At 36.4% G+C, this 17,270-nt stretch carries 12 protein-coding genes; 10 read left to right on the top strand and 2 right to left on the bottom strand.

Going from position 1 to position 17,270, the window contains the following annotated elements; genetic code table 11:
* Window positions 1-42 precede the first annotated feature (42 nt).
* Both HH304_RS14925 and HH304_RS14920 read left to right on the top strand, forming a co-directional pair.
* Window positions 43-1,287, top strand: coding sequence for a glycoside hydrolase family 88/105 protein (locus HH304_RS14925; protein WP_169683054.1), 1,245 nt, complete (start codon window positions 43-45; stop codon window positions 1,285-1,287).
* Between the two features lie 16 nt (window positions 1,288-1,303).
* Window positions 1,304-2,530 (top strand): DUF4861 family protein, encoded by a 1,227-nt coding sequence (locus HH304_RS14920; protein WP_169683052.1) that lies wholly within the window; start codon window positions 1,304-1,306, stop codon window positions 2,528-2,530.
* Between the two features lie 45 nt (window positions 2,531-2,575).
* Here HH304_RS14920 and HH304_RS14915 read toward each other — a convergent pair whose 3' ends face one another.
* Complete coding sequence (locus HH304_RS14915; protein WP_169683050.1) at window positions 2,576-6,757, bottom strand: hybrid sensor histidine kinase/response regulator transcription factor; 4,182 nt, start codon at window positions 6,755-6,757, stop codon at window positions 2,576-2,578.
* Window positions 6,750-7,790, bottom strand: a complete 1,041-nt coding sequence (locus tag HH304_RS14910; protein ID WP_169683048.1) for a substrate-binding domain-containing protein — start codon at window positions 7,788-7,790, stop codon at window positions 6,750-6,752. The genes HH304_RS14915 and HH304_RS14910 overlap by 8 nt, the downstream gene beginning before the upstream one ends.
* A gap of 137 nt (window positions 7,791-7,927) precedes the next feature.
* Between HH304_RS14910 and HH304_RS14905 the strand changes: the two genes are divergently transcribed.
* From HH304_RS14905 to HH304_RS14870, 8 genes are read left to right on the top strand one after another with little or no spacing between them, the layout of a single operon-like run.
* Window positions 7,928-8,950 (top strand): sugar kinase, encoded by a 1,023-nt coding sequence (locus HH304_RS14905; RefSeq protein WP_169683047.1) that lies wholly within the window; start codon window positions 7,928-7,930, stop codon window positions 8,948-8,950.
* Window positions 8,950-9,603, top strand: a complete 654-nt coding sequence (locus HH304_RS14900) for a beta/alpha barrel domain-containing protein (protein ID WP_169683045.1) — start codon at window positions 8,950-8,952, stop codon at window positions 9,601-9,603. Before HH304_RS14905 ends, HH304_RS14900 begins: the two co-directional genes overlap by 1 nt.
* Before the next feature lie 6 nt (window positions 9,604-9,609).
* The gene (uxaC, locus tag HH304_RS14895; RefSeq protein WP_169683043.1) at window positions 9,610-11,016 is read left to right on the top strand and encodes a glucuronate isomerase; all 1,407 of its coding nucleotides are present in this window, start codon (window positions 9,610-9,612) and stop codon (window positions 11,014-11,016) included.
* A complete protein-coding gene (locus HH304_RS14890; RefSeq protein WP_271711639.1) occupies window positions 11,006-12,001 on the top strand; it encodes a TRAP transporter substrate-binding protein in 996 nt (331 codons plus the stop codon). Before uxaC ends, HH304_RS14890 begins: the two co-directional genes overlap by 11 nt.
* Complete coding sequence (locus tag HH304_RS14885) at window positions 11,991-12,464, top strand: TRAP transporter small permease (RefSeq protein ID WP_169683039.1); 474 nt, start codon at window positions 11,991-11,993, stop codon at window positions 12,462-12,464. The genes HH304_RS14890 and HH304_RS14885 overlap by 11 nt, the downstream gene beginning before the upstream one ends.
* Complete coding sequence (locus tag HH304_RS14880) at window positions 12,454-13,743, top strand: TRAP transporter large permease (protein WP_169683037.1); 1,290 nt, start codon at window positions 12,454-12,456, stop codon at window positions 13,741-13,743. The genes HH304_RS14885 and HH304_RS14880 overlap by 11 nt, the downstream gene beginning before the upstream one ends.
* A gap of 13 nt (window positions 13,744-13,756) precedes the next feature.
* Entirely contained in the window at window positions 13,757-15,217 is a 1,461-nt protein-coding gene (locus tag HH304_RS14875; RefSeq protein WP_169683036.1) for a tagaturonate reductase, read from the top strand.
* Entirely contained in the window at window positions 15,195-16,823 is a 1,629-nt protein-coding gene (locus HH304_RS14870; protein WP_271711638.1) for a UxaA family hydrolase, read from the top strand. The genes HH304_RS14875 and HH304_RS14870 overlap by 23 nt, the downstream gene beginning before the upstream one ends.
* The last annotated feature ends 447 nt before the right edge of the window (window positions 16,824-17,270 follow it).

Raw genomic sequence — 17,270 nt, 5'->3', positions numbered from 1 at the left:
CATGGTGTAAGAATGATTTTATCTACCTCAAAATTTGAAATAATGAAGATATATAAATATTGGCTGCTGGTAATTCTGTTATCTGCCTGTGGTCAATCAACAGATAGGAAGGAAAGTTCTGATAACTTAGCTCAGAGTAGTGATGAAAAACCATTGTCAGTGGCAATGGCTGACTCAGAAATTGAGAGGACTCCGGATCCCCGATTGATTGATTTCAGAGAGGAACCAAAATGGGAATATACCAATGGACTGATATGTTCGGCAATGATCAAAGTCTATAACAACACAGGCGATTCAAAATATTATAATTACGCTAAATCCTATGCAGACTCAATGATCAATGCTGATGGTACAATCAAGACCTATGATCGTCGCGATTTTAATATTGATCGAATCAACCCTGGTAAATTTCTCATTGAATTATATAATGATACACAAGATCCTAAATATCTAAGTGCTATTAAGTTGCTTAGAAGTCAAATGCAGGATCACCCAAGAACCTCAGAAGGTGGGTTTTGGCACAAGAAAAGATATCCACATCAAATGTGGCTTGACGGACTCTACATGGGAGCTCCCTTTTTAGCTCAATATGCAATGGAGTTTAATGAACCAAAGCTTTTTGATGATGTTGCTTTGCAAATCAAACTGATTGATAAGCATACATATGATTCTGCAAAGAACCTATTTTATCATGGTTGGGATGAAAGCCATCAGCAAAAATGGGCAGATCCTGAGACAGGTCTTTCTCCACATTTTTGGGGAAGAGCAATGGGATGGTATGCCATGGCTTTAGTTGATGTCCTTGATTTCTTTCCGGCCGATCATCCTGAGCGTCAGAATATACTTAATGTCCTGACTAAAATGGCAGGATCAATAAAGCAGTATCAAGATGAAAATTCTGGTGTTTGGTATCAGGTTCTGGATCTTGGTGATCGCGAAGGAAATTACCTTGAAGCTTCATGTTCAAGCATGTTTACATACTTCTTATTGAAGTCAGTTAAAAATGAGTATTTATCAGATGAATATTCTGAAATTGCTCAAAAGGGATATGATGGTATTCTGGACAATTTCATAGAAAAAAACGATGATGGAACTATAAGCCTGACTCAGATCTGTGGTGTTGCAGGATTAGGCGGAGAGCCTTATCGTGATGCTTCTTTTGAGTATTATGTGAATGAACCTATTCGTGAAAATGACCCCAAAGGTGTAGGTCCTTTTATTATGGCAGCTTTGTTGTATGAAGCAAAATATGGTAAGGACAATCATCTGGCTATACGTAATGATTAATTAAAATACATAAGTCATGAAGAGATTTGATATTGTTACTTACTCGGCTGTGATTTTTTCTTTACTTCTGACAAGTAGTTGTGAAACAAAAAAGGAAGATAATGAAAGTGAGTCTGGTAATTCTGTTACAGTTGTCAATCCAATAAAAAAAGCTCGTGCAGAAGTAATTGAAGTTAATATTAGTGAGGATTCCAATTTTAAAGAAGGAGTATTTAAGACTGAGGGTGAAATTATAGAAGTTATTGATGAGGATAATAATGGTCAGGCTGATAAACTGGTTTTTAAGATTCATCTGGAAGGGAATGAAACTAAGACTTTAGATCTTAACAGCCTTGTTAAAAGTTCGGTGCCTAAATATACTCAAGCGGAGATTTCCCATAAAATAGGAGGGGAATGGAATGACCGAGAGTATGAAGGTGGTAAATTTCAAAATGTGAGTCATTTGTCTGTTCCGCCTGAGCACACTGATCATTCCTGGTTTATCCGATATGAAGGGCCTGGCCTGGAAAGTGAAAAGGTTGGTTACCGTTTTTATCTGGATTGGAGAAACGCTGTTGACATTTTTGGCAAAAAGGTAGACTCATTGGTTCTACAGGAAGTTGGTCAAGATGGATTTGATTCTTATCACGAGCCTTCAGACTGGGGCATGGATATCCTGAAAGCAGGAAAATCTTTGGGTATTGGTTCCATCGGATATTTACTGAAAGATAGTGTTGTCCATTTTCAAAGAACCGATTCTGTTGTTTGTTTTGTTGATAATGAAAAACATTTGTTGTCAGGAATCAATACGTTTTATTATGGCTGGGAGACCGGAGAATCAAAGGTTGACTTAAAATCTTTTATGAATATTAAGTCAGGGGAGAGAGCAGTCAGCCATAGTGTTTCTTTCAGTAAGCCAATTGATCATTTTTGTACTGGTATTGTTAAGCATGAAAATGGAGAGAAAATTGAATCATTAGTTGGCTCAAATGGCTGGGCCTATCTTGCAACATTTGGTAAACAGAGCCTTGCAGATGATAACCTGGGAATGGCTATTCTATATAATACAAACGAGGTAAGTGAAATTAAAGATGGTGCTTATGATCATCTGATTGAATTTAAACCTTCTAATAAAGTGAAATATTACCTATTAGGTGCCTGGGAACAGGAAAATAATGGAATTAAAACAAAAGAGGAATTTATAAAATATCTAGATGATAAAGTGGAAAGGTTAAACAATCCACTTGAAGTAAACATCAGATAATAGGTTATAGGTTCTTGTTTATTTGGGTTTGAATTTGGGCTTTTTCTAAGAGTCAATTTCCTGGGAATTTTCCTGGGCAAATTGGGAAGGAGAAAGTCCAAATTCTTTTTTAAAGGCTCTTGTAAATGAATTTGGAACATCATATCCTACCATATATCCTACCTCAGAAACATTTATTTTATTTTGACTTAGCAGTTGTTTTGCTCTGCTTAACCGGAAGGATTTTAACAGATCATGTGGTTTCTTACCCGTTAGCTGTTTTACCTTTCTGATGAAGTGCATATGACTCATTCCGATCATTTCACATAAACTGGCCACATCAAATCCCGATTCACTAATGTTTTCTTCCATTAATGAAGCTAACTGATCCATGAATTTCTCATCTACAGATGTTACTACTACATCTTTTGGTTTAAAGCGTAGGTCTTCAGAATATTTCGATTTAAGATCTTCCTGAGCATCAAGTAAATTTTTAACTCTTGCTTTTAATAATTCGGGATTAAATGGTTTTACCAGATAACTATCAGCGCCGGATTCATATCCTACAATGCGCTTTTCATCAACAGCCAGGGCAGTAAGAAGTATAACTGGTATATGACTTGTGGCAGGATCTGCTTTTACCTTTTCACAAAAAGTAATACCATCAATTTCAGGCATCATTACATCGCTTACTATTAGGTCAACATATTCTTCTTCAAGGATTTTTAATGCTTCAGACCCATCAGACGCAGTAATTATTCTATAATCCTGTGCTAGTAAGTTGGCAATGAAAAACCTCATGTCTTTATGATCTTCAACAATAAGAACAATTTTTCCATCTTCTTTTAGGTTTTCTACCTGATACGAAAGCAAGGATTTTGTTGCCATAATTTTAGCATCAATTGTCTTTGAGATATTGAAATTGACTATTTCATCAGTTTTTTCAATAGTTAAATTGGTTGGTATGTAAGCTGTAAATTTTGTGCCTATACCTTTTTGGCTTTCGGCTTCAATTGTGCCTTTATGAAATTCGATCAAGTCTTTAATGTATGACAGGCCTATTCCACTACTATCATCTGCTTCTTCATTAAGGCTGTTGCCTACTGTAAAGCGGTCAAAAATAAGTTCTTTTATACTTTCATCTATTCCTTCGCCAGTATCACTTACTTCAATTTTTATGTAGTTCTTCTTGTTGTTATCTGGCCTGAGCATATTTAGAGATATCGTCCCTCCTTTCAATGTATGCTTAAAAGCGTTAGATAACAGATTAAATAAGATTTTTTCGATTTTATCCTGATCGAAATTCATTTCCAATTCCTTATAGTCACTTTGAAAATTCAGGTTTATTTGATCTCCCTTTGCTTTATTATTAAAAAGGTCTTTAACTTCCCTGGCAAAAGAAATAATATCCTGATTATTCAAGTTGAGTTGTAAGTTTCCACTCTCAATCCGTCTGACTTCTAACAATTGGTTTATTAGTCTATGAAGTCTGAGGGCATTCTTTTTGATTAGATTGTATGAGTCGGATTTTGAATTTTCTTTTGAATCTTCATTTATAAGCTGTTCAATTGGACCCAGAATAAGACTTAGTGGCGTTCTGAATTCATGAGTGATGTTGGTAAAGAATCTTAGTTTGGCTGATGCCAGTTCATTATTTTTTTCTACCAGTTTTTGAAGGTTATCTTTCTGTAATTCTATTTCATCATTTTGTATCTCCAGATCTTGATTTGCTCTTGTCAAAGAATTGTTAAGGTGTTCAAGGTCTTTTCTCTTTTTAATAATTTGATATTGGTAGAAACCAACAGTAACTAGAAAGGTAAGGATCAGAGCGATAAACCAAAGTTGTTTCCAAATTGGAGGAGCAACTTCAAAAGTTATAGAAACCGGAGTAGAATCAATATTTCCGTCATTGTCCATTGCCCGTACCTCAAAGGTATAATCACCATCTGATAGTCCGGTAAATGTGTGGTTTGTGTTATGCGAAAAAGGTGACCATTCCCCATCATTAATTTTGTAGGAAAAGTAAAGGTCTTCCAGGTTTTCTCTATTAAAAAAATGTCTGCCAGACCAAAATATTGTTGTGATTCCGGCCTTGTCTACATTTTTGTTATATGATACAATATATGTTTCGGGTGCTATTTTATCACGTCTGTACCGATGGGTGAGGTAGTTTTCCCTGACAATGTTATTTGGCTTGGTTCCCGTATACGCTCTCCTTTTCCATGCTCTTAAAGATCTGCTAATCCAGACATCATTTTGAGGAGTAAGCTTTATTGACCCTCCTTCGTGGGTAAATGTGAGATCATCCGGAAACACCTTGTTGATCCATGAGCTTCCATTAAAATAACTGAAGTCTTTATCTGTAGCTACCCAGATTTCATCACTGCTTTTTGCTGTTGTTATATCGATGATATTATTACTGATAAGTCCTTTTCCAATGTGGAAATTTTGCCATGAATTGTTGTTAAACACAAATAATCCATGCTGGCGAGATCCAACTATCAGACCGGTTTCCTTATTGAATTTAATATTATTAACAAAGTCTCTTAATCCTGGGTTATCAGTTTTTGTCCATTTTTTACCATTATAAGAGAAGAGCGAAGATCCTCCAATCCAAATGGTTCCATCGTCAGATTGAGCAATACCATATACATTTAATTGATCAAGACCTTTCTTTCTGGCTTTATGATATATTATTTGTGGAGAATCACTGTATGGATTAATAATTTGAACCAGTCCACCTCTTTGACCTATATTCAAATAAACATCAGGACTTGCTCCAATCCAGATAGATCCGTCTTCTGCTTCAAGAAAGGCACGATAATCAACGCCCCATGATAATGAATCCAGATGAAAATTGATCCATTTATCGCCTTGGAGATATCCAACGCTAGCTACATTTTTATCAGATCCCAAGGCCCATAAATGATCATCTGAAGTTGAAAACAAACTTACCGGGTGTTGTATTAAATTTGATGATGCGTCATATTCAGACCATTGTTGATCATGGTGACTTACGACTGTACCATTAAAACTCAAATACCATTCTTTTTGATTACTAAATTGACATTGGTAATTCAGATCCTGAATAGTCATCCATTTTTCAAATGAAAGGTCTACAAGGTTTACTGTAGATTGTTTGCCATATAACCATAATTCAGAACCGGAGTTTGTATGTAATCCGATATGGCCTTGAGGTATATTAAGGGTTTGAAATGAGTATTTATTCCAGGAGCCGGTTTTATTTAAACTATATAAGTTTCCTATACCAGCTATCCATATTGTACCATCATTAGTTTGTATAATTGACTCGGAATATTCATCATCACCGAAATATTCTCCATAGGAAATATATTCCCATTCTCCTTCTTCAAATCTAGCTGCAGGAATTCGATTAGATTTGTTTATAATCCATATAGCGCCATTATCTTCTTTGAAAATTTTTTGCTCATATCCGAATTCAAGGTCGTAATACTTACTTAACCTGTTATAGTTTATGAGCTTTTTTGAAAGAATCTCTTCTTCTGAAATAGTAATTACATCACCAATCTCATCATCAAGTAAATAGGTTGTAGCTAACCATAAATTACCATTGGATAACTCGAATACATCTGAGAAATTATCCATTACTCCATAAGGAAGAAGTTCTTCAGGCAAAACTACATGGTTAAAATTTACCTGGTCATTGCTCAGGTTTTTCCAGTTTAGTTGACTTGTAACCAGATAAATTTTGTTTGATGCTACGATAATCAATCCAATGTTTGTGGCACATGCGATTGTGCCACTTGATAACTCCTTAATTGCATTAAAACTTAAGTTTGCGGCACCTTCAAGCGTAAAAATCTTTCTCCACTTTCCATTATCATATTTAAATAGGCCTTTAGGAGAGCCAGCTATGACTTCGTTTTTGTCTGTGACAAGGATTTTTTGGACTGGAGCGCTATAAAACCCATTGTTAACGGTAAAGTACTCCCAGTCATATCCGTCATATCTAACAATACCTGAGTCGATTCCAAACCATATGTTGTTATTGATCGATGAAGATGCGATGCACCTGACCCCTTTTCCATCTAATTCATTAAATTCTACAAAACGCCATGCTTCGAGCATCGGATCCGAGATATTTGGGGTATAGGGCCTTTGTGCAAAAGTTATAGTGGTATTTAATGAAAACAGAGTAACAATAATCATTACAGTTTTCAATAAATTAGTATGAAATTGGACGTTATGTAGTAATAATTCAGGCATTCGACAAGTCGTAATAATTTAAGTTTTCTTTTGTGACAATGTCAAGTGGCATAAATTGTACTTCGGGAACCTTTTGGTTTAATATTAAGTGTTTATATAATGTTTGGACACTAAGAAAGCCCTGAAGTTGAGGTCTGGGATTTATGATGAAATCTATAATACCTGATCTTACATTATCAGCATTTTTTTCAGTTAAATCATATCCGAGTAATCGATAATTTAAATTTTTGTCACCGATGAAATCTGCAATTTGATATGCCTTTGAATTTGGGATGAAGATTTGAACTTCACCTGCATTTTCAATTTTCTCCAGAAGAGAGCTGTAATCATCTTCAGATTCAATAACTAATTTATATATCTGGATATTTGCATCATTATATTTGTTGATATAGGTTTCAAAACCTCTTATTCTTTCAGTAATTGATTTATTGTGAAGGTTACTTTCCTGATATAAAATAAACAGGTTTTTAGGCTTTTGATCTAGTCCATAGCATAAAAGTTTAGCTGCTAATTGACCACTCAAGAAAGAGTCCTGTCCGATGAAACTAAGTGGGGAAGAATCCTTAAGCTGGGTATCTACAAAGACATAGGGAGTACCCGATTCGTCTAATTTGCTAAGAAAATCAAGAGTGATTTTGTTTGAAACCGGGGCAAGTACTACAGCACTGGGTTCATCTTCTATAGCTTGTGTCAATGCCTTTATATAGGCATCTTCATCTTTTGGGTTGTATTCGTATGTTTTAATTTTTATACCCTGATCTTGAAACTCTATAGAAGCACGTTCAAAGCCAATGTGCTGGAGTTCCCAATATTGATTTCCGGCAGGTAGGACTGTTGCAATAGTATATTCTTTACTTAACTTGAGATTTCGGGCGAAAATGTTGGTTTTATAGTCGTTTTCTTCAGCAATTTTTAAAATTTTTGCTTTGGTTTTGGCTGCTACATCACCACGATTATGTAAAACTCTGTCAACTGTCCCAATAGATACTCCAGCCTTCTCGGCAATATCCTTTATTGTTAATTTTTTTTTCATTTACACAGTTTTCTACTTGCAATTTACGGTTAATATAATAAATTTGTGTGATACCGTTAACGTACACGGAAAATATTTTGTAAATTTATCACACAAGATCAATCCAGGTTGACAGGAACAATAATAAAAATGATGATATGTTAAGATTTGCCACTTTCGGAGATATTTTGATTCGCCTTAGCCCTCCGGGGTTTAAAAGGTTGAGTCAAACTTCCAGCCTTGAAATAAATATTGGAGGAGCTGAAGCTAATGTGGCTGTTGCCCTTTCACAATGGAAAAATGAGGTGCAAATGATAAGCGCTGTTCCTGATAATGATTTGGGAAAGATGGTTACTGATAAGTTAAGTGGTTTGAATGTTGATATTAAAAATATATCTAAAGGTGATGGCCGAATAGGACTTTATTTTCTTGAGCCTGGTACCGGAACACGAGGAGGAAAAGTGACATATGACAGGCAGGGAAGTCTTTTCTCTATACAAGATCCGGATAATTGGCATTGGCCGGAATTAATTAATGAGAATATTTCATGGTTTCACTGGAGTGGGATCACTCCAGCATTGACAGAAAGCTCTTTTTTGTCAACCAAAAAAGCATTAGAACATGTTTCCAATAAGGGAATTACAGTTTCTGTTGACCTGAATTATAGAGGGAATCTTTGGAAATGGGGAAAAGATCCAATCGAAGTGTGCCCTCAATTGGTTGCCAAATCTGATATAATCATAACAAATGAAGAAGCTACCAGGAAGATGCTGGGATTGAATATAGATTATATTGATGAGGAAGTTATTCGTACAAATTATGACCGGATGGCTGGAGATATTCTCGATGCCTTTCCAATGTTAAAAATGGTATTCATACCTATTAGAAGAACTGTTGATGCTTCGGAAAATTACATTTCACTTTATGGCTTTGATGGTGAAAAAGGGTATTTGTCTACAGGAATTCAGGTGAAAAATATTGTTGACAGAGTTGGTGCTGGCGATGCAATGACAGCTGCAATAATTCATGGCATTTCCTCTGGAAAACCACTTGATCAGATCATAAATCTTGGAGTAGCTGCATCGGCACTAAAACATTCTATTCCCGGAGATTTTCTCATTTCAGATTTCAGTGAGGTGGAATCAATTGCTCTAGGAAATAAATCTAAAATTAGCAGATAATGAATTCGGAATTGGTAAAACAACATATTGATAAAACCGGAGTAGTTCCAGTTTTTTATCATGCAGATAAAGATGTAACAATAAATGTAGTGAAGGCTGCATATAAAGCTGGGTTAAGAGCTTTTGAATTTACAAATCGTGGTCCTGAAGCATTAGGTGTAATGAAGGAATTGATAAACTCACGAAGTGAATTCCCTGATATGGCATTAGGTATAGGAACAATTATAGATGCAAAAACTGCCTTGGATTATATCAAAATCGGAGTGGATTTTATTGTCGCTCCTATTTTAGATGAAGAAACAGCTGAAGTTTGTAAAGAAAGTAATATTTCCTGGACTCCCGGATGTGGAACGTTGACCGAAGTGGTTAAGGGAAATCGCCTTGGAGCAGATCTAATTAAACTTTTTCCGGGAAATGTCATCGGCTCAGGCTTTGTGAAATCTGTAAAGTCAGTGATTCCTCATATTGACCTCATGCCAACAGGAGGAGTAAAACCAACAAAAGAAAGTCTTGCCGAATGGTTTGATGCAGGAGTGTATTGTGTTGGAATGGGGTCTCAATTATTTAATAAAGAATATTTAAAAAACAGTAACTGGGATGCATTGGAAAATGATATGCTCAATGCAGTAAAAATTGCTCAGGAAATTAAATAGAAGGAAATGGGTACTATTATAAATGATGATTTTTTATTGCAATCAGAGCATGCCAGAAGGTTGTACAACGATTTTGCAAAAGACGAACCAATAATTGACTACCATTGTCACCTACCGCCTGATCAATTGGGGAATGACCACAGGTTTGAAAATCTTACGCAGATCTGGTTGTATGGTGATCATTATAAATGGAGAGCCATGAGAACAATGGGGGTGGATGAGAAATATATTACCGGAGGTGCATCTGATGAAGAAAAGTTTATGTGGTGGGCCAAAACTGTACCGATGACTGTAAGAAACCCCTTATTTCATTGGACTCACCTGGAGTTGAACAGATACTTCGGAATTGATGAATATTTGAATGAATCCTCTGCTAAGAAGATATATGAAATGTGTAATGAAAAATTAGCTACTGCTGACTTTTCAGCAAGAGGCATTCCTAAAATGATGAATGTCCGTGTCATTTGCACAACTGATGATCCAACTGACGATTTGTCTTATCATCAGAAACTGAAGGCAGATAGTTATGAGGTCAAAGTTTATCCAACTTTCAGGCCAGATAACATACTTCGTATCGATGATAGAGATTTTTTCCTTTCGTATATTTCCAAATTATCTCAGGCTTCAGGTATAGAAATTTCTTCAGTAAAGAATCTTATTGATGCTTTACGCAAGCGAGTTGATTATTTTGAATCCGCAGGATGTAAATTGTCAGATCACGGACTGAACTATATTGATGCGGTAGATTTTGATGATTCTGTTGTTTGTAAGGCCCTTGATAAAGCATTAAATGGAAATCCAGTATCAATTGAAGAAGCTAACCAATATAAATCGTATATTTTGAATCAGCTTGGTAAAATGTATCATGAAAAGGGTTGGACTCAACAATTTCATCTTGGTGCCATCAGAAACAATAACCAACGACTTTTAGATACATTAGGAGCTGATGTTGGAGTAGATTCAATCGGAGACTTTTCTCATGCAGTTGCGATGTCAAAATTTTTCAATAGGCTGGATCAAGAAAATTCTTTAGCAAAAACCATAGTTTATAATTTAAACCCGGCTGATAATGAGATTTTTGCTACAATGATGGGGAATTTTCAAGATGGTACTGTCGCAGGAAAAATGCAATTTGGCTCCGGATGGTGGTTTCTTGATCAGAAAGACGGAATGGAAAAGCAGATTAATGCCTTATCTAATATGGGGATTTTAAGCCAGTTCGTCGGAATGTTAACAGACTCTAGAAGCTTCCTCTCATATCCACGTCACGAATATTTTCGAAGAACTTTATGTAATCTGTTAGGAAATGATATGACTAATGGAGAGCTCCCTATTGATTATGACTGGATAGGTAGCATTGTGAAAAATATATGTTATGCAAATGCAGAAAAATACTTCGGTTTTGAGATCTAAAATTATACTAAATATAACCCTGATTTTATCGTTTGCCATTTTTCAATTCGGCTGTGACCGGACTGGCGACAAAAGAGAGATCAAGCTTGGTCATGCTTTGGACACGAGTCATCCTGTACACAAAGGGATGGTTTATATGGCTGACCGATTAAAAGAAAAATCCGATGGTAAACTCACGATTAAAATCTATCCGGGTCAGCAACTTGGTTCTGAAAGGGAATTGGTCGAGTTATTACAAATCGGTAGTCTTGGGATGACTAAAGTTTCATCCGGGACTCTTGAGAATTTTGCTCCGGGAATGAAAATCTTTGGCCTTCCTTTTCTATTCGAAGACAGAGACCATGCATTCAGAGTACTTGATGGTGAAGTTGGTCAAGAGCTTCTTTCTGAAAGTGAGGAATTTTGGCTTAAGGGGATCACATTTTATGATGCCGGAAGCAGAAGTTTTTATACTAAAGCTCGACCAGTTAACAATCCGTCTGATTTAAATGGGTTGAAAATAAGAGTGATGGAAAGCGTCTCTGCAATGGATATGGTTCGTTCATTGGGTGGCTCTCCAACACCGATTTCATGGGGAGAACTTTATACCGCTCTACAACAAGGTATTGTTGATGGTGCTGAAAATAACCCACCGAGTTTTCAATTTTCCAGACATTACGAGGTTTGTAAATTCTATACAATCGACGAGCATACGATGTTACCCGATGTTCTGATAATGTCTACAATTGTTTGGAATTCTCTGGATGATCAAGAAAAACAATGGCTAATGGAAGCTGCTGATGAGTCCACTGAGTATCAACGTAAGCTGTGGATGGAAGCTGAAGAAGAAGCATTGAGAGTAGTTCAAGCAGCCGGAGTAGAAGTGATCTATCCTGAAAAATCAGAATTCAAAGACAGGATTGACGAGATGTATGATGAATACAAAAAGGATGAAAAAATGGCCGGACTGATAACCCAAATAGAAAACATGAGAAATGAAAAATAAGGTAGATAAATTATTAAGCGGTTTTTTGATTGGAATGCTGGCAGTAATGCTTTTGGCTGTACTATGGCAGGTGTTTTCCAGGTATATTTTGAATTCTCCAAGTTCTGTAACTGAAGAATTATCCAGGTATTGTCTTATTTGGATTGGAGTGCTTGGAGCAGCTTATGCCGCTGGTCAAAAGATGCATCTTGCAATTACACTTTTTCCGGACTCACTTGAAAAACCAAACAGAGATAAATTACAAGTTGTAATTAATCTACTTATAATAGTATTTTCTATCACTGTATTTGTTATTGGGGGCACACGACTGGTTTATATAACAAGTATTCTTGGTCAGAATAGTCCTGCATTGGGGATTCCCCTGGCATGGGTATACATGGTGTTACCATTAAGCGGATTACTGGTAATTTATTATAAGCTTATAGAAATTCTTGAACTGAGAGGAGGTAAGCATGTTAGTTGAAATCCTCGTTTTAGTTTGTGTTTTTTTGTTACTATTGGCAATTGGTGTGCCGGTAGGATGGAGTATTGGTCTGGCTAGCTTGGTGACAATGCTTGTATCTATTTCTCCGATCCCATCATTTACCACCATTGCCCAGCGTATGGCTACTGGACTCGATAGTTTTGCTTTGCTGGCCATTCCGTTTTTTATTTTGGCAGGTCAGGTAATGAATCAGGGAGGTATAGCAAATCGATTGATAAGGTTTGCAAAGGCGCTGGTTGGTTCTTTACCAGGAGGATTAGCTTACGTAAATATCGTTGCGGCTATGCTTTTTGGGGCAATTTCAGGTTCTGCCGCAGCTGCTGCTTCAGCAATGGGCAGTATTCTTGGCCCAAGAATGGAAAAGGAAGGTTATTCTAAAGAATTCGGTGCTGCGATAAATATTACTTCTTCCACAACAGGATTAGTTATCCCGCCTTCAAATGTTCTGATTGTATACTCATTAGCAAGTGGAGGTGCATCTATAGCGGCATTATTTCTCGCAGGATATATCCCCGGAATTATTACAGGTCTGGCACTTATGGTTGCTGCCGGTGTTTGGGCAAAAAGAAAAAACTACCCTACTGGAGAACGAGTGCCTTTCAAAGAAATGATCAAGACATTTTTTGATGCATTACCAAGTCTATTTTTACTAGTTGTAGTTATAGGGGGGATCGTTTCAGGAATATTTACTGCTACGGAAGCTTCTGGTATTGCAGTATTATACACTTTAATACTTGCCTTGATATATAAAGAATTATCGCTTTCTAAACTGCGGCTTATATTCCTTAATTCTGTAGCTACCACTGCAATTGTTATGCTATTGATTGGGACTTCTATGAGCATGTCGTGGGTGATGTCATATGCAGATATTCCTCAAACTATCAGTGACATGTTACTCGGGTTGAGTGAAAATAAGTTTGTTGTTCTTCTGACTATCAATTTGATATTGTTGTTCGTCGGCATATTTATGGATATGACTCCGGCTGTGTTGATCTTCACTCCGATCTTTTTGCCAGTCGTGAAAAGCATTGGTATCGATCCAATCCATTTTGGAATAATCATGGTGATGAACTTATGTATTGGTCTGGCGACGCCACCGGTAGGTTCAGTCTTGTTTATTGGGGTTGGAGTAGCAAAAACCACTATTGAAAAGGTACTAAAGCCACTTATCCCACTTTATATAGTGATGATACTCGTGCTTATGTTAGTAACATATGTACCTGAACTGAGTATGTGGTTGCCTGATTTATTCAAATAAAAATGAAATGACCATGAAAAAATTAAATAGATCTACAGCTAATCTGGATGCAACACTACCTGTTAAAGTTGTTCAGTTTGGTGAAGGAAATTTTCTTCGCGCATTTGCTGATTGGATGATTCAAAAACTCAATGATGAGATTAGTTATAATGCTGGAGTAGCTGTTGTACAACCTATCGAAAACGGTATGGTCGATATGCTTGATGATCAGGATGGCCTTTACCATCATTTAATGCGCGGAATATCAGGTGGAAATATCGTAAATGAATCGAGGTTAATAAGTTGTATTCAACAATGTGTAAATCCATTTAATGATCAGAAGGCATTTTTTGAACTTGCAGTTGAAAAAGAACTGGAGCTGATCATTTCAAATACTACTGAAGCAGGTATTGTTTTTCAAAATGAGGATGTACCTGATAAGGGTAAATTGGCAATAACTTTTCCGGGTAAGCTTACACAATTTTTATTCTATAGATATCAGCATTTAAATGAAATTGAAAGTAAGACGCTGGCAATAATTCCGTGTGAATTAATTGATAGAAATGGAGATAAACTAAGAGCAGCAATATTGAACTATATCGGCCTTTGGTCTCTGCCTGTAGAATTTCAAAGGTGGATTGAAGAGTCAGTTTCATTTGGAAATACACTGGTTGACCGAATTGTGCCAGGGTTTCCGAGAGATGAAATAAAACAGATCCAACAAGACCTTGGATTTGAAGATAATCTTGTAGTTGCTTCAGAAAGTTTTCATTTATGGGTAATTGAAGGGCCTAAAGCTTTGGAAGATATATTTCCCGCAAGTAAAAGTGGTCTTAATGTGAAGTTCGTAGAAGACCTTACACCATATCGGACAAGAAAGGTGAGAATTCTGAATGGTGCACATACAACCATGATTCCGATAGGGTTATTGTATGGCTTGGAAACTGTTAAAGAAACTGTTGAAGATGAGTTTATGGGTGATTTTGTTAAGAAGGTGATTTTTAATGAAATCGTTCCAACTATTGATCTACCCAGGGAGGAATTAGAAGAGTTTGCAAATAATGTAATTGAAAGATTTCAAAACCCATTTATTCGTCATGAGCTAAAATCTATTGCGTTAAATTCTATGTCTAAGTTTAAGGTCAGAGTACTTCCGGTAATTGAAGACTATATTAATAAGACTGGTGAAGCACCAGAATTGCTTTGCCTGGGATTTGCCGGCTTAATCAGATTTTATATGGAAGGCATGCAGGGTAAGCATAGTTTTCTTAATGATGATGCTAATGTTCTTGAATTTTACAGTGGACTTGATCCGGAATCATCTCCTGAAAACCTTGTCAAAATGGTTCTGGGGAATGAAGATTTCTGGAGTCGTTCACTGACTAACAAAGACCTTCTTGTTCAATCTGTAACCAGATCATTAGAATTAATTATTGAAAATGGAGCTCAGAAAACTATAAAAGAATTAAATCATGTTACAGGCAATTACAATTAATAAGTCAGATAATATTGCTGTTTGCCTGACAGACCTTTCAAAAGGTTCTGAAGTTGATGTGAATGGCAAGTCTTACACTTTACTTGAAAATGTGCAGGCAAAACACAAGTTTGCATTAACGGATTTGGAGCCAGGTAATGAAATCAAAATGTATGGTGTTCTGGTAGGAACGGCAAAAGAAAAAATAAAGGAGGGAGGGGCACTAACAGTTAATAATATAAAACATAGTGCTTCAGAATATACAGGGAAAACAGATTCAAAAAGTACTTACCAAGCACCTGATATTACCAAATGGAAGGGACGTACATTTATGGGGTATCACCGAAATGACGGTCAGGTAGGAACGGCTAATTATTGGCTGGTGTTTCCATTAGTGTTTTGTGAGAACAGGAACATTGAAATTCTTAAAGCTGCCTTCTATAGAGTTTTAGGTTATGAAAAGGAAAATAAGTATGTCAATTTTTTAAACGAACTCGTTGTCGGTCAAAATGGTTCTAATGGCAATGCGCAATATTCTGAAATTCAATCTGAAAAGCCTGTATTCGAAAATATTGATGGAGTGAAGTTCCTGACACATCAAGGAGGCTGTGGCGGTATCAGACAAGACTCTGAAGTTTTGTGCAGGCTATTGTCGGGGTATATTAATAATCCGAATGTTGCAGGTGCTACTGTTCTTAGTCTTGGATGCCAAAATGCCCAAATCAAGCTTTTTAAAGATAGTTTAAAAGCAGTTAATCCTGATTTTGAAAAGCCACTAATAATTCTTGATCAGCAGGAGGTTGGTACGGAAGAGGAATTGTTGAAAGCAGCAATTTCGCGGACATTAGACGGTCTAATGGAGGCTAATAAGGTTGAAAGAAAACCAGCACCATTAAGTAAGTTGTCAATTGGTCTTGAATGTGGTGGTTCAGATGGGTTTTCGGGTATATCAGCAAACCCAACGCTAGGACGTGTTTCCGATGTAATTTCTGAATTGGGAGGTAAGGCAATTCTTTCAGAGTTTCCGGAATTATGTGGTGTAGAGCAAGAACTCATTAACAGGATGGATGATGATGAAAATGTAAATAAATTCATTAACCTGATGCGTACTTATGAAAAGGCTGCTGTTGATTCTGGTTCGGGGTTTGATATGAACCCATCTCCGGGTAACATCAAAGATGGATTGATAACAGATGCAATGAAATCTGCCGGAGCAGCCAAAAAGGGAGGGAACTCACCTGTTAGAGATGTTCTGGATTATACTGAATATGTTAAAAAGCCAGGCCTGAATTTATTATGTACTCCGGGAAATGATGTCGAGTCTACAACTGGGTTGGCCGGGTCTGGTGCTAATATCATATTATTTACTACAGGTTTGGGTACTCCAACTGGTAATCCGATAACCCCGGTAATCAAAGTTAGTAGTAATACAAAGCTGGCTGCTAAAATGCCAGATATTATTGATTTTAATACCGGACCTGTTATTGAGGGAAAGAAGACTATTGAAGAAATGGGTGATGAATTAGTCGACCTGATTATAGAAGTAGCCAGTGGGAATAAATTAACCAAGGCAATGGAGCTTCAACAGGAAGACTTTATCCCATGGAAAAGAGGGGTTTCTTTATAATTAGATAGGGTAATAGTTGTGTTTTATGTGTATAAAAATGTGCTGTGATTATGTTTATTAGGGTTTTACCTTTTGTGCAGAGAAGTTTTTTCAATAGTGAATTTAATTTATCTGTAAAAGGGTTTTAAGTAAGCACAGTTTAAAAGCCGGTCGTATGACCGGCTTTTTTGATTTTTATTCTACTTAAATCTTCGTTTTCAGATTTAAGCAACAAATGGGTTTAGTTAACAATACCCAAGCTTGGGTATTGCTTCATATTGCCGGGCATCGGTATCTTTAGTAAGCTATGCGAATTAATCTTTGGGTTTAGAAATCATATCTGCCACATCGGCTTATGGAAAGTTATTGCTCAAATTTTATCATAAAGAAAGAAAAAATATCGGCCCAATTATTTCCATTTGTTTAGCAATTATTCATTTGATGTGCTAATAATCAGGAAGAAGATTC

The organism is Marinigracilibium pacificum, assembly GCF_012926615.1.
Lineage (GTDB): Bacteria > Bacteroidota > Bacteroidia > Cytophagales > Cyclobacteriaceae > Mangrovivirga > Mangrovivirga pacifica.
Note: the sequence above shows the minus strand (reverse complement) of the source record. Positions and strands in the feature narration are given on the sequence as shown.

Excerpts from the sequence above, each read along its gene's own strand:
- uxaC (WP_169683043.1), top strand. The coding sequence starts at position 9,610 with ATGGGTACTATTATAAATGATGATTTTTTATTGCAATCAGAGCATGCC.
- HH304_RS14880 (WP_169683037.1), top strand. The coding sequence starts at position 12,454 with ATGTTAGTTGAAATCCTCGTTTTAGTTTGTGTTTTTTTGTTACTATTG.
- HH304_RS14870 (WP_271711638.1), top strand. The coding sequence starts at position 15,195 with ATGTTACAGGCAATTACAATTAATAAGTCAGATAATATTGCTGTTTGC.
- HH304_RS14885 (WP_169683039.1), top strand. The coding sequence starts at position 11,991 with ATGAAAAATAAGGTAGATAAATTATTAAGCGGTTTTTTGATTGGAATG.
- HH304_RS14900 (WP_169683045.1), top strand. The coding sequence starts at position 8,950 with ATGAATTCGGAATTGGTAAAACAACATATTGATAAAACCGGAGTAGTT.
- HH304_RS14875 (WP_169683036.1), top strand. The coding sequence starts at position 13,757 with ATGAAAAAATTAAATAGATCTACAGCTAATCTGGATGCAACACTACCT.
- HH304_RS14920 (WP_169683052.1), top strand. The coding sequence starts at position 1,304 with ATGAAGAGATTTGATATTGTTACTTACTCGGCTGTGATTTTTTCTTTA.
- HH304_RS14910 (WP_169683048.1), bottom strand. The coding sequence starts at position 7,790 with ATGAAAAAAAAATTAACAATAAAGGATATTGCCGAGAAGGCTGGAGTA.
- HH304_RS14905 (WP_169683047.1), top strand. The coding sequence starts at position 7,928 with ATGTTAAGATTTGCCACTTTCGGAGATATTTTGATTCGCCTTAGCCCT.
- HH304_RS14925 (WP_169683054.1), top strand. The coding sequence starts at position 43 with ATGAAGATATATAAATATTGGCTGCTGGTAATTCTGTTATCTGCCTGT.
- HH304_RS14915 (WP_169683050.1), bottom strand. The coding sequence starts at position 6,757 with ATGCCTGAATTATTACTACATAACGTCCAATTTCATACTAATTTATTG.